The sequence below is a fragment of the Streptomyces marincola genome (assembly GCF_020410765.1).
Classification (GTDB): domain Bacteria; phylum Actinomycetota; class Actinomycetes; order Streptomycetales; family Streptomycetaceae; genus Streptomyces; species Streptomyces marincola.
Genome location: NZ_CP084541.1, coordinates 4,144,311 through 4,166,427 on the forward strand (window position 1 = coordinate 4,144,311; position 22,117 = coordinate 4,166,427).

Genomic DNA, 22,117 nt, shown 5'->3' on the forward strand with positions numbered 1-22,117 from the left:
CCTCCATCCCACTGTGCCGATGCCGCTGACCGATCGAGCGCATGGTGCCCGGGGGAGCGGCTGCCGGTATCCGCACCGCCGCTTCGAACGCGAGGCCGAGCGCTGCCTGGCCTTCACCGCCATTGCGTGCCGCCTCATCCGCTACCGCGGGCTCGCCGCCACCGACGTCCGCACCGCATCGGCCAGAGCAGCCGCGCGCACATCCTCTGCCCCGCTGACGATGTGGTTCATCACGTACCCGAAGGCGATCCCGTGCTCGGGGTCGGCGAAGGCGAGTGAGCCGCCGCGGCCGGTGTGGCCGAAGGCGTTCTGACCGGTCATGGGGGTGCCCTCGGTGGGGAGCATGAAGCCGGCGCTGAAGCGGCTCGCGACCACCAGCACCCGGTCCTTGCCAACGGCCTGTTCCTCGGTCGCCGACGCCAAAGTCCCGCGGGCGAGCAGACGCACGCCGTCGACCTCGCCGATCAGCGCGGCGTACATGCGGGCGAGTGCCCGTGCGGTGCCGATGCCGTTGGAGGAAGGGAGCTCCGCGGCCTGCACCTCGGGCGCGTCGAAGTCGATCGCAGCCGGGTCGGTGACCGCGAACGCCCGGTTGCCGAGGGAGTTCGGGTCGCGCCAGGCATCAACCTGTTCGCGAAGCTCCTCGGGCACCGCCTCGATCGGCACCGTCGTGAGGTCTACAGCCGGTCGCCGGTACACCATGCGGCTGACCCGTCCGCGTTCGCTCGCCGGCAGGCCGATGAAGAAGTCCAGCCCGAGGGGCCGCGCGATCTCATCCGCGAAGAAGCGACCCGGAGAACGGCCGGAGACTCGGCGGATCACCTCGCCGACCAGCCACCCCCAGGTCCGGCCGTGGTAGCCGTGCGCGGTGCCTGGGGTCCACAGCGTGCGCTGCGCCGCCAGCGCAGCCGCCATGGGTTCCCAGGCCAGTGCCTCGGCCAGTGGGAGCGGCTCGTCCAGGGCGACCAGCCCGGCCTGGTGGGACAGGAGCCAACGGACGGGGATGTCCGCCTTGCCGTTCGCTGCGAACTCCGGCCAGTACTCCGCCACCGGGGTGTCGAGGTCGAGCATGCCGCGCTCGACCAGCATGTGTGCCGCGGTCGCCGTGGCTCCTTTGGTCGCCGAGTAGACGAGTTGCAGGGTGTCCCGCGTCCACGGTCGGCCCGTCTCGGGATCGGCGATACCACCCCACAGGTTGGCCACCGGCCGGCCGTGCCGGTAGACGCACACGGCAGCGCCGATGTCCCCGTGCTGGGTGAAGTTGGCTGCGAACGCCTCGCGGACCGGCTCAAACCCGTGCGCTACCTCACCGTTGATCGTCGTCATACCGTTCATCCTGGCAGCCGTGCTGTCCGGGCCGACAGGACGAACTCCACCGCCGGAAGTGCCGCGGCGCGGTACACCGCCCGGCAAGCGGGGGAACTGGCCGCTGACACCCCTGACTTCGGAGTGGAGGAAACACAGTCGGGCAGAACGCCGCGCTGACCCGGAAGCTTAACGCCGCCGCCTCGATCCACGCACCGCGGGAGGCGGTCGTTGCCGAGGCGGTCGCGATCGTCCGCGGAGGACGCCCCACGGCAGTGGCGAACGTTCCGCACCGCTACTCCGTCATCAGACAAACGGAGAAGGGCAGAGGATGGCTGGAGCGCGCGGAGTGCGGCCGGCGGGAGGCGACGCCGGTGACACCGACGACGTCGGGCTTCCGCTGTCAAGCGGTGAGGACGTCAGCCGAATACGGGCGGTTCTCGTCCTGGGCGGCGTGCCGTGGAACGACCTGGAGGACGCGCTCCAGCAGGTCAGGGTGAAGTTACTGACGGCCCGGGCCGACCCGGCCCGGGCACACATCCGCAACCCCGGCGCCTGGCTGTCGGTCGTTGCCTCCCGGGTGGCGGCCGACTGGCACCGGGAACGCGCCCGGGAGGCGGGGCTGCGGGCCCGGCTCGCCACCCGCTGGGCGGTGCGCCCGCCGCCACACCCCCAGGAGGACCAGGCACTGGCCCTGGCCGTGTCCGACGCCCTGGCCGAGTTGCCGCTCCCACAGCGCCAGGTCCTCACACTGCGCTTCTACGTCGACCTGACCGTCCGCGACATCGCCCTGGTGCTGGGCGTTCCGGAGGGCACGGTGAAGAGTCGGCTGCACGCGGCCGTCTCACTGCTCCGGGACCGGCTGGGTGAGAAGGAGGTGATCCGGGATGACGATAGAAGGGCTTGAGCCGGTCCGGCCGGAGGAGGAACGGCGGCTGCGGCTGGCACTGCGGATGATCGGCGAGGAGGCCGGTTGGGCACACCCCGCGCCGTCCACGGCGGCGGTTCGGCCTGTGCCCTCGTCGGGCGCCGCGCGCAGTCGGCATCGCCGGGTGGTGGCGAGAGCGGCAGTCGCGGCGGTGGCGCTCGCGCTGGGCTTCCTGGCTGTCGCCACCGCGGACAACGGCAGTGGCGCTACCGGCTCGTCCGACGTGGCGGACGGAAGTGCGCGGGGGCTGCGGGATCACGAGTGGATCGCGTGCTCGACCACGATCGTGGAAGGGCAGGTGCTGGATGTCCGCCCGGCGGCGGAGCCGGGCCGGGACTTGGTGACCATTGAGGTGGCGGAGTGGATCAAGCCCTCCGAGGGGCCGTCGGAAGTGGAGTTGCCCCTGGTCGACCTGCGGCTGGCCCAGGTGCAGGAGCCGCTGCGAGAGGGCGAACACGTCCTGCTCGCCGTCTCGGTGCTGTCCGACGAGGAGCCGGTCGTCCTGCGCGGTGACCGCCTCGCCCGGGAGCGCGTCATCATCAAGGAGGCCCTGCCCCGCGCGGCGCGCACCGAATGCCCCGACTTCTGGCTCAACCAGGACGACCGGCCCGCCCTGTAGCGAATCGGGATGAACGACTGCCCGAAAGGAGTGTTCGCGCGTGTGAGCCGGGCCGTTACCGCCTGGGTATGAACACCGCCTACCTCGGCCTTCCACCGGCGGCGGCCTCGTCCTGCTGCACATGCTCGCGCCGTTCGACGGCGCGCGACGCCAGTGCGTCGACATGGCCGTCGGCGACTCCGACCTGCTCGAACTCGGCATGACCCCGCGCGAAGTCCTGCGCGTGACCCGGTCGCTGCACACCGGCGCCAGCGGACGAACGCCACCGGCATGCCCCACGCCCCGACACTGTCAACCGGTGATCGGGCTCATGCCCATTCCGTTCAGCGGCCACGTAGGGCCGGACAACGGCGCCGACCATGACCGGCTCACACCCGCCCCCCAAGCAACACACATGGCCACCACCTCCAGCCGCCGAAAGCCGGCACGCACCGAACAACAGCGGCGATGACGCGGCCAACGCCAGGATCGCGGCACGCCTCGGGGAACCGCGCCGCGGCCTCTGGAAGCCGCGGAACTGTCCCACACATATCCCACAGCCGACCCCGCCGAGACTTCCAGCGGCCCCGCCCCGCGCCCCCATGGGAGCGAGCCAGGCGACGCACTCCATCCCTCCCCGCAACCCAGACGCCCCCGTGCGCGATCTGGCAACATCGGGAGGGCGCACGGAGAACAGCACGTCCATCCGCGAGAGATGAGCCATATGGCCAGTCCGCCCCATAAGCCCGAATCTCAAGAAGTAAGTAAAAACGCGGCTCCCAGCCGATAACGTCGCAGGTCAGCTTCTCTGCTCCCCGCACCCGCGGGGCTGTTCCCTGCCGGGAGGTGCCCGATGACCGCCGCCGTGTCTGCTCCCCGCACCCGCGGGGCTGTTCCCCGTTCCGGATTCCGGACCCGCCTCCGTAGAGGCTGCTCCCCGCACCCGCGGGGCTGTTCCCAGCGTGTGCAGCAGCACCGTGTGGTCCAGCGGCTGCTCCCCGCACCCGCGGGGCTGTTCCCGTTCGCCGAGCGCTGGCGCGGCACCCCGGGCCCTGCTCCCCGCACCCGCGGGGCTGTTCCCATGCCAGCGGCCGGGGAGCAGGGGACGGCGCCCTGCTCCCCGCACCCGCGGGGCTGTTCCCTCTCCATCGCCGCCCGCCGCGGCATCATCCGCCTGCTCCCCGCACCCGCGGGGCTGTTCCCACGTGGCAGAAAAAAATGTGACGAAACATCAGCTGCTCCCCGCACCCGCGGGGCTGTTCCCACGTCCATTCCCGGAAACCCCGGGAATGGAGTCTGCTCCCCGCACCCGCGGGGCTGTTCCCGGCGGCGTGGTGGTGCACCGCGGGGACTGCGCCTGCTCCCCGCACCCGCGGGGCTGTTCCCTCCAGCACCCGGGCGCGCTGCTCGGCGCAGTCCTGCTCCCCGCACCCGCGGGGCTGTTCCCGCGGCGGGCCCGTCGGTCTCGCGGTTGGAGTACTGCTCCCCGCACCCGCGGGGCTGTTCCCACCACCGCGTGACCGTGTCGAGCCCGGCCCGCCTGCTCCCCGCACCCGCGGGGCTGTTCCCCGCCCCACCTTGAAGGCGCTCCGGTTGAGGGTCTGCTCCCCGCACCCGCGGGGCTGTTCCCGCGGGGTCCGACTCGCCGATGGCGCCCGCCTCCTGCTCCCCGCACCCGCGGGGCTGTTCCCTCGCCGCGCCGGCGGCGTGGGGCGGGCTGATGCTGCTCCCCGCACCCGCGGGGCTGTTCCCGGCTTGCGGCGGCGTTGTGGCTGCCGCACGGCCTGCTCCCCGCACCCGCGGGGCTGTTCCCTCCCGCTGGAATATGCGCAGCCCGGCGGGCCTCTGCTCCCCGCACCCGCGGGGCTGTTCCCGGTTCTGCTCACCCCCGTGTGGGTTGACGGTCCTGCTCCCCGCACCCGCGGGGCTGTTCCCCGAAATCGGTCGGGCGAACTCCTGAGGAACGGCTGCTCCCCGCACCCGCGGGGCTGTTCCCGTCAGGAGCGCGAGGATGATGGTCACGGCGCCCTGCTCCCCGCACCCGCGGGGCTGTTCCCTGCCACAGCGGCAAGACCTGCGGATGCGGCCACTGCTCCCCGCACCCGCGGGGCTGTTCCCGCCTGCGGACGTACTACCGTGAGCACGGTCAACTGCTCCCCGCACCCGCGGGGCTGTTCCCGCGGCATCGGTCGGGATCGTCCACGGCGACCTCTGCTCCCCGCACCCGCGGGGCTGTTCCCGCCTCGGACCAAAGGGGCGCGTCCTCCACGTCGCTGTTCCCCGCACCCGCGGGGCTGTTCCCACAGGTCAAACAGAACGCAGTTGCCTGTGCTGCTGCTCCCCGCACCCGCGGGGCTGTTCCCTACAGCGCTTTCACCACGGCGGTGCTGGAGGGCTGCTCCCCGCATCCGCGGGGCTGTTCCCCGATACGCTGCCGGTGAGCAGTTGAAGGAGACGGCTCCCCGCACCTGCGGGGCTGTTCCCTGGGTTAGTCCAGCCGTTGTGCTCGGCTGACAGTGCTCCCCGCGCACGCGGGGATGGTCCGACCCGTCATTCTGTGCCGAATGCGTCCTCTGAGCGGAAGGGCAGCCTCGGATACCGGATGACCGAGCCACACGCCCCCGAGTGGTCCCCGCGCAAGGGTCCTCGCGGGGGCGCGGCGGCCGTTGCGGAGAACACGACGTGTTCCGCAACGGCCTACCAGTCGGCCGAGCTTACTCAGTTGCCACTCACCACAATTGGGTAAGCCCCGCCGTGATCACGGCCACTCAAAACCGGTGCGTGCACGGGTAGTTCGCTGGAGGAGTACTCTGGTCGAGCCATCGCACCCTCGCCTCGCGCCGGGGGGTGAATGGCATGCGGGCATGCCGATGGCCGAGCCCACCAAAGCTCCGTGGCAGCGGAGATCGATCGACCCGGCCGTGTCCCGCTCAGAGGCTCGTAGCGTTAACAACTCAAAGGAGACTTATCCATGGTACAGAGGAGCGCGGCCAGCAGTGGAGCCGGCGGTGACGCAGCGGGGTATCTGCCCGTGCTCGTGGCCCTGATCGGCGGGGGTGCGGTTCTGCCGTTGCCCATCGAGCAGGGTCTCCGGGCCATCGCGCTCGCCATCGTGATCGTCGTCATCGTGCTGCACTGCCCCTGGTGGCGCCCCGGGCGTGGCGACGCCTGCCAGCCTGCGATGTGACCCCGTGCCTCCGGACGAGCGGAGGCGCAGCAAATGTGGGCGGTGCGCGAGGGTGGGGGTGACGGACCCCGCCCTCGCGTCCCGATGTTCGGCGGCATGGTCGAAGCCGCGCCTACCCATACCCAGCCGGGCGATACCGCGCCCTTTCCCCGGGCGCTCGGCCTGTGGAGTCGACTCCGGGTTCTCGCCTCGGCTTTCGTGCGACGCAACAGGTGGGACTGCCGATGTCATTCGTGGCCGCAGAAGGTCAATCTCCCCGACCTGATAGCGGCTTTACCGCCCTGTCCGCTGCCGCCCGCAGCGCCTGGGGGAAGTCGGACCGGGATCAGGGGAGTTGGCTGCCGCTTTGGCAGCATATGGCGGACTCGGGCGCTGTTGCTGGGCGGCTCTGGGACGCCTGGGTCCCGGATCAAGTGCGCAGGCTGATCGCGGAAGCCCTGCCCGGCGGAGAGGTGGACGCACGGCGGCTCGTTGTCTGGCTGGCTACCGTCCACGACATCGGGAAAGCGACACCCGCGTTTGCCCACCAGTACGAGCCCCTGGCCGGGCGGATGCGCAAGGCAGGTCTCGACATGCCGTACGAGCAGGCACTTCGCGACGACCGGCGGCTGGCGCCACACGGTCTGGCGGGGCACATCCTGCTTCAGGAGTGGCTGGAGCAGCGCCACGGCTGGACGGGCCGGAGTTCCGGGCAGTTCGCCGTGGTGATCGGTGGCCATCACGGTGTGCCGCCCGGGCATCACGCGCTTCACCACTTGCAGTTGCGTCCTGATCTCCTTAGAACGCCCGGACCCAGCGAGGGGCTTTGGAAGGACGTCCAGTACGAGCTCCTCACTGCCTGCGCCGAAGAGGCGGGTGTCGAGGAACGGCTGCGAGCTTGGACGACGGTACGGCTCAGCCAGCCGGTGCAGGTCATGTTGAGTGCGCTGGTGATTCTGGCCGACTGGATCGCCAGTTCCGTCGAGCTGTTCCCGTACGGGCGTCCGGCTGCCGACCGGCTGGAGAGGGCCTGGCGAGGGCTGGATCTGCCCGGTCCTTGGTGTCCTGACGAACCTGTCGGTTCGGCGTCCGAGTCGTTCGCGTCTCGGTTCGACCTTCCTGCGGGCTCCACGGTCCGCCCTGTGCAGGAGGAAGCCGTGCGGGTGGCCCGGTCCATGCCGGGCAGCGGACTTCTGATCATCGAGGCTCCGATGGGCGAGGGAAAAACCGAAGCGGCCCTCATGGCCGGCGAGATCCTCGCCGCGCGGGCGGGCGCCGGCGGCGTCTTCGTCGCCCTGCCCACCAGGGCAACGGGGGACGCCATGTTCGAGCGGCTGCTGAACTGGCTGGACCGGCTGCCCGGTGATACCGCGCCTGGCCGACCCGGCGCTCTCAACGACCGGCGTTCCGTCTTCCTCGCGCACGCCAAGTCCGCCCTCAACGATCAGTGGGCTGGGCTCGTGCGCGCCGGGTACCGCGACATCGCCGCTGTGGAGCTGGACGGGTCGGAGGAGATCAGCCGGCCGGGCGCCGCGGACCGTTCCCATCCGGCGGAGCTGGAGGCTCACCAGTGGCTGCGTGGGCGCAAGAAGGGCATGCTCGCCTCGTTCGCGGTGGGGACCATCGATCAGGTGCTGTTCGCGGGATTGAAGAGCCGGCATCTCGCCCTGCGGCATCTGGCGCTCGTCGGCAAGGTCGTGATCATCGACGAAGTCCACGCCTATGACGCCTACATGAGCACCTACCTGGAGCGGGTGCTTCAGTGGCTCGGGGCCTACCGCGTGCCCGTGGTGCTGCTGTCGGCGACGTTGCCCGCGGCCCGGCGGCGTGCCCTGGCCGCGGCCTACGCGGGCGGCCCGGTGGAGATCGACGCACCCGCCGACGCCTATCCGATCCTGACCGCGGTGGTGCCGGGAGAGGCCCCGCGCGTCACGCGCCCGGCGGCGTCGGGGCGCCGTTCGGAGATCCGCCTGGAGCCCCTGGACGATGACCTGGATGTGCTGGTCAGGCGCCTGGAAGCCGAGCTGGGCGACGGGGGCTGCGCGCTGGTCGTGCGCAACACGGTCGACCGGGTGCAGGAAGCGGCGGAACGGCTGCGTGAGCGGTTCGGTGAGCGGAACGTGACCGTCGCCCACTCGCGGTTCCTGGCGGCCGACCGCGCACACAAGGATACGTGGCTGCGGGAGACCTTCGGGCCGGACGGCGAGCGGCCTCCGGGTCCGCACGTTGTCGTGGCGAGCCAGGTGATCGAGCAGTCGCTCGATGTCGACTTCGATCTGCTGGTCACGGATCTGGCACCCACGGACCTGATGCTTCAGCGGATGGGGCGCCTGCACCGGCACGCCCGAAGGCGACCGGCGCGGCTGCGTGCACCGCTGTGTCTGGTGACGGGCGTGGAGTGGGGTCAGACGCCGCCGGAGCCGGTGCGCGGCTCCCGTGGCGTCTACCAGGGGACCCACACGCTCGTGCGTGCTCTTGCCGTGCTCCGGCCTCATCTCGACGGCCGATCGCTACGGCTTCCGGAGGACATCAGCCCGCTGGTCCAGGCCGCGTACGGCGATGAGCCAGTCGGTCCGGAGAGCTGGCGGTCTGCGATGGACGAAGCCAGAACCGCTCACCGCAAGCAGCTTGCCGACAAGCGGGAGCGCGCGGAGGTGTTCCGCCTCGGCCCGGTCCGTCGGCCGGGGCGGCCCATCGTCGGCTGGCTGGAGGCCGGGGTCGGAGAGGCCGACGAGACGCGTGCCGGCCGGGCTCAGGTGCGGGACGGGGAGGAAAGCCTGGAGGTGCTGGTGGTCCAGCGCCGTCACAACGGCTCCCTGGCCACGGTTCCGTGGCTGGGCCGTGGCCGGGGCGGCTTGGAGCTGCCCGAGCACTGCCCTCCGCCCAGCCGTGCCGCCGGGGCAGTCGCCGCGAGCGCTTTGACTTTGCCGTGGCACTTCAGCAAGCCGTGGGTCATTGATCGAACAATCGCCGAGTTGGAACGTTTTCATGTCGAAGCATGGCAAAGAAAGGACTGCTTTTGGCTCGCAGGTGAACTGATCCTCGTTCTGGACGCGAATTGTCAGACCCGGCTGGCAGGCTACGACCTCAAGTACAGCCAGGCGGACGGTCTGTTGATCAGGCCGGCCGATGCACGCGATGCGAGAGTGGTTGATCTGGTGCCTGCCTTCGATCTGGTGTCCCGGCCGTGGATTCCCGTGCAGTTCCACGACGGGGCGACCGGAGAGCTTTCACTGCGGGACGTCTTCGCCCGCGCCGAGGACGTCCGGCGGTTGGTCGGGGACGTGCCGACACAGGAGTTCGCGCTCATGCGACTGCTGTTGGCCATCGCGCACGACGCGCTGGACGGGCCGGAAGACCTCGACGCCTGGGAAGACCTCTGGCGGTCGGCCGAGCCGTTCGCCGGCGTCGCCGCATATCTGGACCGGCACCGGGAGCGCTTCGACCTGCTGCACCCGGAGCGGCCGTTCTTCCAAGTAGCCGGGTTGCACACGGAGAAGAACGAGGTGGCACCCCTCAACCGGGTGGTGGCCGACGTACCGAACGGAGAGCCCTTCTTCTCCATGCGGCGCCCAGGAGTGAGCGGGCTGAGCTTCGCGGAAGGGGCACGCTGGCTGGTGCACGCCCACGCGTTCGATCCCTCCGGCATCAAATCCGGAGCGGTCGGAGACCACCGGGTCAAAGGCGGCAAAGGGTATCCGCTGGGCGTCGCCTGGCCGGGAAACCTGGGCGGGGTCATGGCCGAGGGCGACAACCTGAGGGAGACCCTGCTGCTCAACCTGATCGCGCGGGACAGCAACGGCATCCTGCGGGACCGCGAGCCCGGCGAACAGGACGACCTCCCTGCCTGGCGTCGCGAGGCGCCCGGGCCCGGCCCTTCGGCGGACCTGGACGAGCCGGACGCACGCAGGCCATCGGGCGTATGCGACCTCTACACCTGGCAGTCCCGGCGACTGCTGCTCCATCACCACGAAGGCATGGTCACCGGCGTCGTGCTCGGCTACGGAGACCCCCTGTCCCCGTACAACAGGCTGAACGACGAGCCGATGACGGCCTGGCGGCGAAGTCTCGCCCAGGAGAAGAAGCAGCGCAAAAGCCCCATCTACCTTCCACGCCAGCACGACCCCAGTCGCGCAGCCTGGCGGGGCCTCGAAAGCCTTCTGCCGGCGACGTTCCAAGCGCAGGAGTCGATGTCGAGCGGGGCGGAGCCAGCGAGAGTCATCCCGTCCGGGATCGTCCGCTGGCTGCACCTTCTCGCCGCGGAAAAGGTGTTGCCCACGGAGCGGCTGATCAGGACCCGGACCATCGGCGCCATCTACGGCACCCAGCAGTCCGTGATCGACGAGATCGTGGACGACCACGTAACGCTCCCGGTCATCCTGTTGGACAAGACTCTGCCCGAGTACGCGGAGACGGCGAGACGAGCCGTTTCCGAGGCTGAGAACGCCGTCACCGCCCTCGGCCACCTCGCCGGCAATCTCGCCCGGGCCGCGGGCTGTGACCCCACGGCCCCCACCGCCACCGCCCGCGATCAGGGCTTCGGCGAGCTGGACGGACCTTACCGCCGGTGGCTCGCTGACCTGGGCAACACCGCCTCACCGCAGGCCGCGCACACGGAGTGGCGGCGCACGGCCCGCCGCATCGTGAGCGATCTGGGGGACAAGCTGCTGGATTCCGCCGGCCCGGCCAGCTGGGAGGGCCGGCGCATGGCGACCGCAGAGGGCGATGACCGTCTGATCGACCTCCCGCAGGCCGAGCAGTGGTTCCGCTCCCGGCTCAACAAGATCTTCCCCCCGCCATACCAGCCTCCGTCGTCCTCCGACACCGCCACCGACGCACCTCACAGCCCCGACGACTCCCCGGAGCCCACCGCATGACGCCCGTACCCGCGCAGGCCCGCCCGGCGGACCTGCGCTACTCGCCCCCTTCCTGGCGGCACAGCCCTCTGCGCACCGCCGCCGCGCGGCACATCCGCGGTCTCTACGCCGGCTACCGCGACGACCGTCCGCAGGCCGTCGCCACGCTCGCCCGGTTGCGGCGCGGCCTCGGGCAGCCCCTCCACGCCCAGCCGGACCTGTGGGGGCTGATCGGCTTCGACAGCTATCAGCAAGAGCTGCGAGAAGCCCCGCCACCGTCCGAGACGATGTACTGGGCAAAGGCAGCCACACTCGATCGCGCCGAGACCGCGCTGCACCTCACGCTGACGCTGTGGGCGCTGCACCAGCAATCCCACCGCGAGACGCCCGTGCACGTCGGCGGCTGGAGCCTCGGCCGGTCGGTCCGGCACCTGATGCGCACGAAAACGGCGGGGAAGGGTGCCGACCTCGCAGGCACGGACGGCACGGGCACAACGTCCCGGAAGGCCGACGTCGAGATCGACGAGCCCCTGCGGAAGCGCTTCGTCCGCATCGCCGCCGCCACCTCTCTCGACGTCATGGCGCAGCGCCTGCGCGAACTGGTCCTGCTGCTCCGGACCGCCGGCCTCCCGCTGGACTACGGACTGCTGGCCGACCAACTCCTCCGTTGGCAGGAGCCGGACGGGCCGGCCGAGGTTCACCGCTTCTGGGGACGGGACTTCCATCTCGCCGGGATGGACCGCCCCCCGGCAACCGAGTCCCGCGAGCACCAGGACGCCGCACCCGAGACCGCAGGAACCGTGACCGAACGGCTCCCCTCGGCCGACTGACCCTATTCGCCCCGCCCATCGACCAGCCAACACCCCTCCCCGACAAGGAAACCAGCGCTGTGACACGCACCATCCTCGACATCCACGTGCTCCAGACCGTCCCACCCAGCAATCTGAACCGGGACGACACCGGGCAACCGAAGACCGCCACCTACGGCGGAGTGCGCCGGGCACGCGTGTCCAGCCAGGCGTGGAAGCGCGCCACCCGCCGGGCGTTCGACGAACTCCTCGACCCGTCCGACCTCGGGGTCCGTTCCAAGAAGCTCGCCGACGAGCTGGCCGACCGCATCACCGCCGCCCATCCGTCGATCGAGCGCACCGCGGCCTGGGGCATCGCGGCCGAGACGTTGCAGACGGCGACCGGCTCCAAGATCGAGGTGCCCAGGCGGAAGAAGAAGGACGCCGAGGACGAGGCCCCCGAGACGGCCCCCGAGTCCTCCTACCTGATGTTCCTCAGCAGGCGGCAACTCGACGGGCTCGCCGCGCTGGCCGTCGAAGGTACCAAGGGCACCGACGACCTCAACGCGCTGAAGGCGTTCCTCAAGGCGAAGGAGAACAAGGCCCGGGCACGCGCCCTGGTGGACACCCGGCACTCCGTGGACATCGCGCTCTTCGGCCGGATGGTCGCAGACGCCACCGACCTCAACGTCGAGGCATCGACCCAGGTCGCCCACGCCCTCAGCGTCCACGCGGTCGACAACGAGTCCGACTACTACACCGCCGTGGACGACAAGAACACGGAGGCGGAGAAGGGCGCCGGGATGATCGGGACGGTCGAGTTCAACTCGGCGACGCTCTACCGGTACGCCGCACTGGACGTCGACCGGCTCCGGGACAATCTCGGTGTCGGCCTGCGCGATGACGAGTCACCCGACGAGCCGACCCGCCGCGCCGTCGAGGCGTTCGTCGAGGGCTTCATCGCCTCACTGCCCACCGGGAAGATCAACACGTTCGGCAACCACACCCTGCCGGACGCCGTGATCGTCAAGCTCCGCACCAAGCGGCCCGTCAGCTATGTCGCCGCCTTCGAGAAGCCGGTGGCCAAGCACCGGGAAGAGGGCGGCTTCCTGCGCGCCAGTTGCGAGCGGCTCGCCGCATACGTGCCGCACTTGGAGGAGCAGTACGGTCTTGCCGACGCGGGCAGTTGGGTACTGCGGATCGGCTCCGACACCGCGGCCCTCGCCGGCCTCGGCACCGAGATGAACAGCAAGGACCTGATCGAGGCCGTCGGCGCGGCGGTAACGGAGCGGCTGTCGTCGGGGGCGGCATGACCAGCGTCCTGCTTCTCCGGCTGGCGGGGCCCCTTCAGGCGTGGGGGTCCGCCGCCCGCTTCGCCCGCCGCACCACGGAGAACGCGCCGACCAAGAGCGGTGTTCTCGGCCTGCTCGCGGCAGCACAGGGCCGGGAACGCGACGCGGACCTGTCCGACCTGGCCGCCCTGCGGTTCGGTGTCCGCATCGACCAGCCGGGCACCAGAATCCGTGACTTCCAGACCGCTCATCACGCGGATTCCGGCAAGTCCATGCCCCTGTCGGAACGGTTCTACCTGGCCGACGCGGTTTTCGTCGCGGGCGTGGAGGGCGACGCGTCGTTCATCGAGGCCCTGCACACCGCTGTCCAGGCACCTGCCTTCCTGCCCTACCTGGGTCGGCGTTCCTGTCCGCCCGTCGAGCCCTTCGACCTCGGCGTGCGCCCGGACACCCATCTGATGCAGGCGTTCCGCGAGGAGCCCTGGCACGCGAGTGAATGGCACCGCGCGCGGACCCGGTCCCGGCGGACGCTGGACGTACTCCTGGACAGCGCTCACGGGGAGCCACCGCACCTCAGCCTTCGGGACACACCGGTCAGCTTCGATCCCCGACACCGCCGGTACGAACTGCGCGGAATCACCACCACCTCCGTCGAGCCGAACAGTGCCCCCCTCCCCGGGACACCGCCACCCCACGATCCGACCACCGCTCTGAGGAAGAGCTGATGTACCTGACTCGTTTCCGCGTCAACGCCCACCGCCGGGAGGCCCGGCACCTGCTCGCCTCCCCCCACCGCCTCCACGGCGCGGTGAACGGTGCCTTCCCCGAACCCCCCGCAGCCGACGGCACGGGGCCCCGCATCCTCTGGCGCCTGGACCACAACGCCCACAGCGACATCCTGCTGTTCATCGTGAGCCCTTCCCGGCCCGACCTCACCCACCTCGTGGACCAGGCGGGCTGGCCGGCGGCCACGGACGCCGAGGGGTGGCAGACCTACGACTACGGCGACTTCCTCGGCGCGCTGACCACCGGCAGCACCTGGAGTTTTCGGCTCACTGCCAATCCGGTGCACAGCATTCGCCGCAAGGAGGGTGAACCCACGAAACGCACAGCGCATGTCACGTTCCGCCACCAGGCTCGCTGGCTCCTCCAGCGCCAGGAGAAGAACGGCTTCGAAATCCTCACCAAGCCCGCGGGCCGACGGCTGCACATCGAGGGGGACGAACACCAGATGATCGTCCGCGACCACCGTCCGTTGCAGTTCCCCAAACTCTCCCGGGACAAGCAGCTCAACGTCAGCATCACGAAGGTGACCTATGACGGACGGCTGCGGGTCACCGACCCCGACCTGCTCCGCGGCACGCTCACCAGCGGCCTGGGGAAAGCCAAGGCCTACGGCTGCGGCCTGATGACCCTCGCACCGATCGGGTGACCCGTGCCGACCATCAGCCGGCGCACAGCGTCAACTCCGCGCGAACTCAACCGCATCGGTGACCGGATGTCCTTCATCTACCTCGAACGCTGCACCGTCCACCGGGCCGACAACGCCATCACGGCGGAGGACGCCGAGGGGGTGACCCACATCCCGTCCGCCACCATCGGAGTCCTGCTGCTCGGCCCGGGCACGCGCATCACCCACCAGGCGATGAGCGTTCTCGGCGAGTGCGGCGCCGGAGTGGTCTGGGTCGGCGAGCACGGCGTTCGCTACTACGCGGGCGGACGTGCCCTGACCCGGTCCTCCGGCCTGGTCGAAGCCCAGGCCACGCTCTGGGCCAACCGCCGTACTCGCCTGGAAGTCGCCCGCGAGATGTACCGACTGCGCTTCCCCGACGTAGACCCGGCCGGCCGGACCCGGCAACAACTCCTCAGCGCGGAAGGACACCGGCTGAGGGACTGCTACCGCAGGGAATCCGCTCGAACCGGCGTTCCGTGGCACCGTCGGGAATACCACCCCGGCGACTTCACCGCCGGTGACGCCCCCAACCAGGGCATCACCGCCGCGGCCCAGTGCATGTACGGCATCGCACACGCCGTCGTCGTCGCTCTCGGCTGCTCACCCGGCCTCGGGTTCGTCCATTCCGGCCACGAACGCTCCTTCGTGTACGACATCGCGGACCTGTACAAGACGGACGTCGCCATCCCGGCGGCGTTCGACGCCGCGATCGAAGGCACCGACGACATCGGCGCACGCACCAGGCGGGCGCTGCGCGACCGCATCAACAAGGGCCGCCTGCTCGACCGGTGCGTCCAGGACATCAAGACACTCCTGCGCTACGACGGCACCCGAGACACATCCGCCTCCGAAGACCGCGTGACCGTCCAGGGAGACCGGGACAGCCACTGGGAAGCGGGACGCAACCACGCGGACGACGAGATCATCTGGTGACCGTCATCGTCCTCACCAACTGCCCCGCCGGCCTCCGCGGGTTCCTCACCCGCTGGCTGCTCGAAATCTCCCCCGGAGTCTTCCTGGGCGCCCCCTCCACCCGCGTCCGTGACCTGCTGTGGGCTGAGGTACACAAGTACGCCGGCCAGGGCAGAGCCCTTCTCGCCTACCAGACCAACAACGAGCAGGGCTACACGTTCCAGACACACGACCACTCATGGCATCCCACGGATCACGAAGGCGTGACTTTGATCCACCGCCCCACGCGCAAACCCACGCATCGAACGGAACCCCAGACAGGCGGCGGCTCCCGGACAGCAGGCTGGAGCAAGGCCGCGAAGCGCAGGAAGTTCGGCGGCAGATGACCGAGCCGTCGAGGCGGATGACATCCGACATGGCCGCTATGGGTGAAATGGGAACTTCTTTGGAAGTAAGTAAAAACGGCCTCTCCGCCAGATAAAAGCGCAGGTCAGCTTCTCTGCTCCCCGCACCCGCGGGGCTGTTCCCATCACCGAGAGGTCCATGGCGGCCTCGGCCATCTGCTCCCCGCACCCGCGGGGCTGTTCCCTGCGCCATCACGGTGGTCTCGTACAGGGTGGCCTGCTCCCCGCACCCGCGGGGCTGTTCCCAGCATCGCGCCCGCGACGATCAGCCACGAGAGCTGCTCCCCGCACCCGCGGGGCTGTTCCCCAGCTCAGCCCCAAATACATGACCCAAGACCACTGCTCCCCGCACCCGCGGGGCTGTTCCCCGCGACTGGGAGGGCGACATCGCCCAGGCGGGCTGCTCCCCGCACCCGCGGGGCTGTTCCCAAGGAGACGGCGCGGGGTTCCGCCCATCCATCCTGCTCCCCGCACCCGCGGGGCTGTTCCCCCTAGCGCGCCTCGCTGGATGTCTTGACGGATCTGCTCCCCGCACCCGCGGGGCTGTTCCCGCGATGCCCGAGAGCGTTCGTGATCGCCTCAGCTGCTCCCCGCACCCGCGGGGCTGTTCCCGTGGCCACGACGCGCTCGAAGAGGTCGACGGCCTGCTCCCCGCACCCGCGGGGCTGTTCCCCCCGGGGCGGCCCGCGCGCATCTGCGAGAGGACTGCTCCCCGCACCCGCGGGGCTGTTCCCGAGCCTCCGCGCCGCCAGGCGCCCGAGGGGGGCTGCTCCCCGCACCCGCGGGGCTGTTCCCGCGACGCCGTGGTCTTGCGGTACACGTGCAGTCTGCTCCCCGCACCCGCGGGGCTGTTCCCGAAGCGCGCGCCCACCACCGCATCGGGTTCTCCTGCTCCCCGCACCCGCGGGGCTGTTCCCCCAACGAACGCGAAGAACAGCGGCAGACCTGACTGCTCCCCGCACCCGCGGGGCTGTTCCCGTGCCGTTGAGCGACGCGGGCGCGGTCGGCCGCTGCTCCCCGCACCCGCGGGGCTGTTCCCTGCGCGCTCACGCGCGCGGTGGCCGCGCTGGTCTGCTCCCCGCACCCGCGGGGCTGTTCCCGCGACCGCCGGGACGCTGGTGGCCACCAGCCTCTGCTCCCCGCACCCGCGGGGCTGTTCCCTGCACCCCAACGGGGGCTCCAGCATGCGTGCTGCTCCCCGCACCCGCGGGGCTGTTCCCCCTCCCGACTACCGTCACGGACGAAAAGACTGCTGCTCCCCGCACCCGCGGGGCTGTTCCCTGGCGGAGGTATGGCGCCACCTCGACGTCAGCACTGCTCCCCGCATCCGCGGGGCTGTTCCGCGGGCGGCCGAGGAGCGGTCCGTGGCCCGGCACTGCTCCCCGCACCCGCGGGGCTGTTCCCACCACCCACAGCGCGGCCAGGCTGGCGTGCCCTGCTCCCCGTGCCCGCGTGGCTGCCCTCTCGGGGAGCAGGTCGGCCGGGGCGTTGCGGGCGTCGGTGATGCGGGCCGTTCACCGGCCGTGCAGCACGGGGGCGAGGTCGCCCCAGTTCGGGTCTGTTTCGGGTGGGTGCTTGGCCGGGGCGCGGGGGCGGTGTGGTGCTTGGCTGTGAACGGTCGCTCGTTGTGGGCTGGTTGGTCGGAGTCAGCCGGGACGGGGCGGGTCAGTAGGTCGACGGTGATGGTGGTGATGCGGGTGGTCGGGCGTTCTGGCAAGTCCGGTGTTGGTGGTCGAAGTTTGGGGTTGGGTGTTGGGCGTTGTGGGTGGCAGTAGGGTGCGTCGGGTGGATCAGGTTTCGCGTCTTCCGGCCTTGTTTCGTCTTGTTGTTACGGGTGGTGGGACTGGGGGGCATACGTATCCCGCGTTGACCGCGGTCCGTACGTTGCAGGCGCGGTTGGCGGCCGGTGGTGGTGTGCTGGATGTGTTGTGGATCGGGACGGAGACCGGTCTGGAGGCGAGGGTGGCGCCGGCGGAGGGGATTGCGTTCCGGACGGTGGCCACGGGGAAGATCCGCCGTTCCTCGAACCCGCTGAAGATGCTCGGTCCGGCGAACGTCAAGGACATGGCGCGGGTCCCGCTGGGTGTCGCGCAGGCCCGAAAGATCATCGGTGCGTTCCAGCCGGATGTGGTGCTGGCGACTGGTGGGTATGTGGCCGTTCCGGCCGGGCTGGCGGCGCGGATGTGCAAGCGTCCGCTGGTGCTGCACGAGCAGACCGTTCGGCTGGGTCTGGCGAATCGTCGGCTGGCGGGGTCGGCGGCCCGGATCGCGTTGTCGTCGGAGTCTTCGCTGCCGCTCCTGCCGCAGGAGGTGCGGTCGGCGGCCGTGGTGACGGGGAACCCGGTGCGGCCCGAAGTCCTGACCGGGGACGCGGACAGGGCGATCACCGCGCTGGGTGCGGTCGGCTTCGACCGGCGTCTGCCGACGCTGTACGTCACCGGTGGCGCGCAGGGCGCGCAGCAGATCAACGGCCTGGTCCGGGACGCGCTGCCGTGGCTGGTGGAGCGCGCGAACATCGTCCACCAGTGCGGCCCGGACAACGTCGAGGGCCTGCGGGCGAGCGCGGCCGGTCTCCCGCCGCATCTCGCGGGCCGCTACCACCTGACCGGGTTCGTCGGTTCCGAGCTTCCCGATGTGCTGGCGCTCGCGGATGTCGTTGTCTCCCGCAGTGGCGCGGGGACTCTCGCGGAGCTCACGGCGCTGGGCAAGCCGGCGGTCTTCGTGCCGCTGGCGTCCTCGGCGGGCAACGAGCAGGCGCACAACGCACGCCACCTCCAGGAGGCGGGCGCGGCGATCTCCTTGGAGGGGGAGGTCACCGCCGCGCACCTGCGCGAGGCGGTCGGGCCGCTGCTGACCGACCCGGCGCGGCGCGCGGCGATGGCCAAGGCCGCCAGGACACACGGGCGCCCGGACGCCACGGACCGGCTCGTGGACGTGATCCTCTCCGCCGCGAAGTGATCAGCAACGAACACCGCACATACCGGACCGCGCCCTCTTTGACGCAGACAAGGGCATGACGGGGGCTGCCGGACCGTTGTCGAAGGAGGCGGGCGCGTTCCGGCTGCCGGGGCACACCTCAACGGCCGTCGCGGGGGCGCGATGTCACCGATCGGCTCCCGCCGTGGTGATCGCCCTGCGCAGCTCGACGGCGACGCGCTCGATGTCCCGTTCCGCGAGGTGCTGGTGGAACGGGAGCGTCAGGATCTCGCGGCCGGTGCGTTCGGTCGACGCCAGCGGCCGGTACCACGGGTGGAACGCGGGCTGGGGGTGGTTGGGCGGGTAGTGCGTGCCGACGCCGATGCCGCGCTGGCGCAGCGTGCGGAACACCGCGTTCCAGCCGGTGGGGACGCGGACGGCGCACAGGTGGGGGACCGCGTGTTCGATGTCGACATCGACGAGGGCGACGCCGTCCATGTCACGCAGGGCGGCGTACGCGAGCCACAGCGCCTTGCGTATCCGCTCCGCCCGCGGGAAGTGGGGGAGTCGCGCGAGGCCGATCGCGGCGTTGAGGGAGGACATCTGCGCGCGCGTGCCGAACGTCTCGACGGTGTACGCGGTCGCCTCGGCCCGCCAGGCCGCGGACTGGGCGATGCCAAGGCCGCGGAGGCGTCGGCACGTTTCGGCTTCGGCCGGGTTGCGGGGCACGACCATGCCGCCGAGACCGCAGGTGAGGTTCTTGACCGGGCCGAAGGAGAAGCACGTCAACCGGCCGGTGGCGCCGACGCGGCGGGCGCCGTGCTGGGAGCCGAACGCGTGGGCGGCGTCCTCGACGACCGTGATGCCGCGCTCGTCGAGGACGGGCATCGCGTCGGAGAGGTCGACGGGCCGGCCGCCGTAGAGGACGGGGAGGACGGGGAGGACGGCCCGGGTGTCGGGGGTGAGGGCGTTCAGGACTATGGCGCTGTCCACGCATCCGGTGCGCGGGTCCACCTCGACGAAGCGCGGCCGGGCGCCCGTGGCGACGACGGCTTGGACGGTCGCGCAGAAGGTGAAGGACGGGACGAGTACCTCGGCGCCGGGTCCGACGCCGGCGGCCAGAAGCGCTATGTGGAGTGGGGGCGTGCCAGCGGCGGTGGCGACGGTGTCCTCCATCCCGAGGAACCGCGCGACGGCCGTCTCGAACTCATCCGTGACGGCGCTGTGGTTGTGGACGCCGGTGCGCAGAGCCCGGGTGGGGGCGGCCGGTTCGTCGCCGTAGAGGTACGGGCGTGCGTTGTGGGCAACGCCCGCCGGTTCGATGCGGGTCATCGTGGTGCCGTCCCTTCGCTGGTCGCCAGCGTCTCGTAGTACTTCGTGAGGGTGACGTCCGGCCGGTAGGTGAGCCGGGCGTGGTCGATGTCCTGGTGGAAGAGGCCGCGCACCAACTGCCCGACGTCGTCCGCACCGGCCGCGACCGAAGCCGGGAAGCCGCCGTCGACACGGGCGTTGGCCTCGGTGACCACGACCCGGTCGGGGCCGTCCCCGTCGAGCGGGAAGCCCTGGACGCAGCACGCCCCGGTGATCCCGACCGTCGCCAGGACGGCCCGCACGGCCGCCGCCACGGCGGGGTCGCTGAAGGTGCGGGAGACGACGGCGAGCCCGCCCTTGACCAGCAGCCGGTACCGCAGGATGGCCGAGGCCCGGCCGCCGCGATCGACGAGGCAGTCCGCGGTGAACTCCCGCCCCGCAACGCGCTCCTGAACGATCGGGCCCGGGACCAGCCCGCACAGCACCCGCGCACGCTCCCGCGTTCGGCGCACATGGACGCCTTGCGCGCCCTGGCCGTGCCTCGGCTTGACGACCAGCGGCCCGTTCGGCACCTGGTCGAGGCCACGGGGAAGAACGGTGCGCGGCGTTGGGATGCCGTGCTCGGCCATGGCGAGCGCGAACCGGTGCTTGTCGCCGCACAGCTCGACGGTGCCAGGCTCGGGGAGCCAGGTGGCGGCGCCGCGCTCCGCCAGCGGGCCGCGCAGGGCGACGAACTGCGTCAGCTCCCGCTCGACGGTCGACACGACAGCGTCGGGCCGCGCCTCGTCGCACAGCCGCAGCGTCGCGGCACGGTACCCCGAGCCGTCGGCGGGAACCGTGACGTGCGGCTCGACACCGGGCAGAAGGAGGCCGGGGGCGTGCGGGTCGGCGTCGGCCGCGACGACCGTGCAGCCCAGGCGCTGGAGTTCGCGGGCGAGGGCGCAGCCAGGGGCACCACCGACGCCGGTGACGAGGATGCGCTTCATCACGGTCATCACCTCCCCACCGTGGCCGCGGGCAACGGCCGCGCGAGGCGTGCGGTGCGCAGGGTGCTCGTCAGGGGCGCCCACCGATCGGTGTCGCGCCGGTACCAGTCGGCGGTCGCGGCCAGACCCTCCTCGAAGTCGCGCTCAGGCCGGTAGCCGCGTTCGCCCGCGGCCTTGCTCCAGTCGATGGAGTACCGGATGTCATTCGCCGGCCGGTCCTGGACGTACTCCACCGAGTCCCAGGCCGCGCCGCAGATGGCGAGAATGCGCCCGGTGAGGCCGCGGCTGCTGAGGTCCGTGCCGCCGCCGAGGTGGTAGACCTCTCCCGGCGTCCCGTCGCGCAGGACCCTTTCGATCCCGGCGCAGTTGTCCTCGACGTGCAGCCAGTTGCGGACGTGCTCGCCCCGGCCGTGCAGGGTGACCGTCCCGCCCGTCAGCAGCCGGGTGAGGAACAGCGGAACGATCTTCTCGGGGTGCTGGTACGGCCCGTAGTTGTTCGAGGACCGGGTCACGCAGACCGGCACCCCGTAGGTCCGGTGGTACGACAGCGCGATCAGGTCACTGGCCGCCTTCGACGCGGCGTAGGGATCGGACGGCCGCAGCGGCGCCTCCTCCTCGCGGCGCCCTCGGGCATCGGGCCGTGGACCTCGTCGGTCGAGACGTGCACGAAGCGTTCGGCGCCCCCGGTCCCGACCAGGCGCGCCCTGCTGCACGCCGTGGGGAACACGGCAAACGCGGTCGGCATCTCGTCGCCTTCTTCGGCTGCCTCTACTCCGCGGCGGCACGCCCGGCCGAGGTGGTGGCGCTGAAGCTGCCGCAGTGCACCCTTTCGCGCCGCGGCCGGGGCCGCCGCTCCGGGGGACACGCGTGGGGGCAGACTCCGTATCGCCACCCTGAGCCCCCTCGCCCCCGCCCCGACCCGATCTTCCGGTTGGGGTGCTTCCGGCCAGGCGGTATCCCGAGGCAGACCGGCACATCTGTGAACGGGGCGTTGAGCGCGCGGCCGGGCCATCCGTTCGTCCGGCCGCGCGCCACCCGAGTCCGCGCCTTCAGCGGGTGGTTCGGCTCACGGTCCCGCTACGGGTGGCGTGGCGCCCGCGGTGGCGGGCGACCTGGAGCGGGTTGATGACGTGCAACGGGCTGACCCTGCTTCGAAGCACTTCAGCTGTCGCCGCGTCAGCCGTCACCGTGTCCCTCCTCTC

The 22,117-nt window shown here is 71.1% G+C and carries 16 protein-coding genes, 1 pseudogene and 2 CRISPR repeat arrays; of the genes and pseudogenes, 13 read left to right on the plus strand and 4 right to left on the minus strand.

The window, feature by feature from the left end:
- Positions 1 to 55: 55 nt before the first annotated feature.
- Positions 56 to 154 (plus strand): annotated as a pseudogene (locus tag LC193_RS29200) (IS5/IS1182 family transposase); the annotation flags it as partial.
- Here the strand turns inward: LC193_RS29200 and LC193_RS18185 are convergent.
- A complete protein-coding gene (locus tag LC193_RS18185) occupies positions 142 to 1,326 on the minus strand; it encodes a serine hydrolase domain-containing protein (RefSeq protein WP_226075551.1) in 1,185 nt (394 codons plus the stop codon). The pseudogene LC193_RS29200 and the gene LC193_RS18185 overlap by 13 nt on opposite strands.
- 310 nt (positions 1,327 to 1,636) lie before the next feature.
- On the opposite strand from LC193_RS18185, the gene LC193_RS18190 reads away from it, so the two are divergent.
- The 12 genes from LC193_RS18190 (at position 1,637) to LC193_RS18245 (ending at position 18,660) form a co-directional block, all read left to right on the plus strand.
- Positions 1,637 to 2,212, plus strand: coding sequence for an RNA polymerase sigma factor (locus tag LC193_RS18190; protein WP_226075554.1), 576 nt, complete (start codon positions 1,637 to 1,639; stop codon positions 2,210 to 2,212).
- Positions 2,193 to 2,852, plus strand: a complete 660-nt coding sequence (locus tag LC193_RS18195; protein WP_226075557.1) for a hypothetical protein — start codon at positions 2,193 to 2,195, stop codon at positions 2,850 to 2,852. Before LC193_RS18190 ends, LC193_RS18195 begins: the two co-directional genes overlap by 20 nt.
- Positions 2,853 to 2,973: 121 nt before the next feature.
- Positions 2,974 to 3,303, plus strand: coding sequence for a hypothetical protein (locus LC193_RS18200; RefSeq protein ID WP_226075561.1), 330 nt, complete (start codon positions 2,974 to 2,976; stop codon positions 3,301 to 3,303).
- A gap of 336 nt (positions 3,304 to 3,639) precedes the next feature.
- Positions 3,640 to 5,315: a CRISPR direct-repeat array (repeat unit 29 nt; unit sequence CTGCTCCCCGCACCCGCGGGGCTGTTCCC).
- Between the two features lie 487 nt (positions 5,316 to 5,802).
- Positions 5,803 to 6,018: a hypothetical protein gene (locus LC193_RS18205; RefSeq protein WP_226075563.1), complete on the plus strand. Its 216-nt coding sequence runs from the start codon at positions 5,803 to 5,805 to the stop codon at positions 6,016 to 6,018.
- A 224-nt stretch (positions 6,019 to 6,242) separates the two neighbouring features.
- Positions 6,243 to 10,874, plus strand: a complete 4,632-nt coding sequence (casA, locus tag LC193_RS18210) for a type I-E CRISPR-associated protein Cse1/CasA (protein WP_226075567.1) — start codon at positions 6,243 to 6,245, stop codon at positions 10,872 to 10,874.
- Positions 10,871 to 11,683, plus strand: coding sequence for a type I-E CRISPR-associated protein Cse2/CasB (casB, locus tag LC193_RS18215; protein WP_226075569.1), 813 nt, complete (start codon positions 10,871 to 10,873; stop codon positions 11,681 to 11,683). The genes casA and casB overlap by 4 nt, the downstream gene beginning before the upstream one ends.
- 59 nt (positions 11,684 to 11,742) lie before the next feature.
- Positions 11,743 to 12,954: a type I-E CRISPR-associated protein Cas7/Cse4/CasC gene (gene cas7e, locus LC193_RS18220; protein WP_226075571.1), complete on the plus strand. Its 1,212-nt coding sequence runs from the start codon at positions 11,743 to 11,745 to the stop codon at positions 12,952 to 12,954.
- Positions 12,951 to 13,658, plus strand: a complete 708-nt coding sequence (gene cas5e, locus LC193_RS18225) for a type I-E CRISPR-associated protein Cas5/CasD (protein ID WP_226075573.1) — start codon at positions 12,951 to 12,953, stop codon at positions 13,656 to 13,658. Before cas7e ends, cas5e begins: the two co-directional genes overlap by 4 nt.
- Positions 13,658 to 14,365: a type I-E CRISPR-associated protein Cas6/Cse3/CasE gene (gene cas6e / locus LC193_RS18230; RefSeq protein WP_226075574.1), complete on the plus strand. Its 708-nt coding sequence runs from the start codon at positions 13,658 to 13,660 to the stop codon at positions 14,363 to 14,365. The genes cas5e and cas6e overlap by 1 nt, the downstream gene beginning before the upstream one ends.
- Positions 14,366 to 14,368: 3 nt before the next feature.
- Complete coding sequence (gene cas1e / locus LC193_RS18235; protein WP_226075576.1) at positions 14,369 to 15,319, plus strand: type I-E CRISPR-associated endonuclease Cas1e; 951 nt, start codon at positions 14,369 to 14,371, stop codon at positions 15,317 to 15,319.
- On the plus strand, positions 15,316 to 15,684 hold the full coding sequence (gene cas2e, locus LC193_RS18240) for a type I-E CRISPR-associated endoribonuclease Cas2e (protein WP_226075578.1): 369 nt from the start codon (positions 15,316 to 15,318) through the stop codon (positions 15,682 to 15,684). Before cas1e ends, cas2e begins: the two co-directional genes overlap by 4 nt.
- 113 nt (positions 15,685 to 15,797) lie before the next feature.
- A CRISPR array of direct repeats spans positions 15,798 to 17,106; the repeat unit is 29 nt; unit sequence CTGCTCCCCGCACCCGCGGGGCTGTTCCC.
- A 408-nt stretch (positions 17,107 to 17,514) separates the two neighbouring features.
- Positions 17,515 to 18,660, plus strand: coding sequence for a UDP-N-acetylglucosamine--N-acetylmuramyl-(pentapeptide) pyrophosphoryl-undecaprenol N-acetylglucosamine transferase (locus LC193_RS18245; protein ID WP_404819541.1), 1,146 nt, complete (start codon positions 17,515 to 17,517; stop codon positions 18,658 to 18,660).
- 144 nt (positions 18,661 to 18,804) lie between these two features.
- On the opposite strand, the gene LC193_RS18250 is transcribed toward LC193_RS18245, so the two are convergent.
- Genes LC193_RS18250 through LC193_RS29205 form a run of 3 tightly spaced genes read right to left on the minus strand, consistent with a single transcriptional unit; the run spans position 18,805 to position 21,892 of the window.
- Positions 18,805 to 19,950 carry a DegT/DnrJ/EryC1/StrS family aminotransferase gene (locus LC193_RS18250; RefSeq protein ID WP_226075580.1) on the minus strand — a complete coding sequence of 382 codons (1,146 nt, stop codon included), beginning with the start codon at positions 19,948 to 19,950 and terminating at the stop codon, positions 18,805 to 18,807.
- The gene (locus tag LC193_RS18255) at positions 19,947 to 20,924 is read right to left on the minus strand and encodes an ATP-grasp domain-containing protein (protein ID WP_226075583.1); all 978 of its coding nucleotides are present in this window, start codon (positions 20,922 to 20,924) and stop codon (positions 19,947 to 19,949) included. Before LC193_RS18255 ends, LC193_RS18250 begins: the two co-directional genes overlap by 4 nt.
- A complete protein-coding gene (locus LC193_RS29205; protein WP_404819434.1) occupies positions 20,924 to 21,892 on the minus strand; it encodes a dTDP-glucose 4,6-dehydratase in 969 nt (322 codons plus the stop codon). Before LC193_RS29205 ends, LC193_RS18255 begins: the two co-directional genes overlap by 1 nt.
- Between the last annotated feature and the right edge of the window lie 225 nt (positions 21,893 to 22,117).

Coding starts and splice junctions, on each gene's coding strand:
- LC193_RS18185 (WP_226075551.1), bottom strand. CDS start 1,326: ATGACGACGATCAACGGTGAGGTAGCGCACGGGTTTGAGCCGGTCCGC.
- cas5e (WP_226075573.1), top strand. CDS start 12,951: ATGACCAGCGTCCTGCTTCTCCGGCTGGCGGGGCCCCTTCAGGCGTGG.
- casA (WP_226075567.1), top strand. CDS start 6,243: ATGTCATTCGTGGCCGCAGAAGGTCAATCTCCCCGACCTGATAGCGGC.
- LC193_RS18250 (WP_226075580.1), bottom strand. CDS start 19,950: ATGACCCGCATCGAACCGGCGGGCGTTGCCCACAACGCACGCCCGTAC.
- LC193_RS18190 (WP_226075554.1), top strand. CDS start 1,637: ATGGCTGGAGCGCGCGGAGTGCGGCCGGCGGGAGGCGACGCCGGTGAC.
- LC193_RS18200 (WP_226075561.1), top strand. CDS start 2,974: ATGCTCGCGCCGTTCGACGGCGCGCGACGCCAGTGCGTCGACATGGCC.
- LC193_RS18205 (WP_226075563.1), top strand. CDS start 5,803: ATGGTACAGAGGAGCGCGGCCAGCAGTGGAGCCGGCGGTGACGCAGCG.
- LC193_RS29205 (WP_404819434.1), bottom strand. CDS start 21,892: ATGTGCCGGTCTGCCTCGGGATACCGCCTGGCCGGAAGCACCCCAACC.
- LC193_RS18195 (WP_226075557.1), top strand. CDS start 2,193: ATGACGATAGAAGGGCTTGAGCCGGTCCGGCCGGAGGAGGAACGGCGG.
- LC193_RS18255 (WP_226075583.1), bottom strand. CDS start 20,924: ATGACCGTGATGAAGCGCATCCTCGTCACCGGCGTCGGTGGTGCCCCT.
- cas6e (WP_226075574.1), top strand. CDS start 13,658: ATGTACCTGACTCGTTTCCGCGTCAACGCCCACCGCCGGGAGGCCCGG.
- casB (WP_226075569.1), top strand. CDS start 10,871: ATGACGCCCGTACCCGCGCAGGCCCGCCCGGCGGACCTGCGCTACTCG.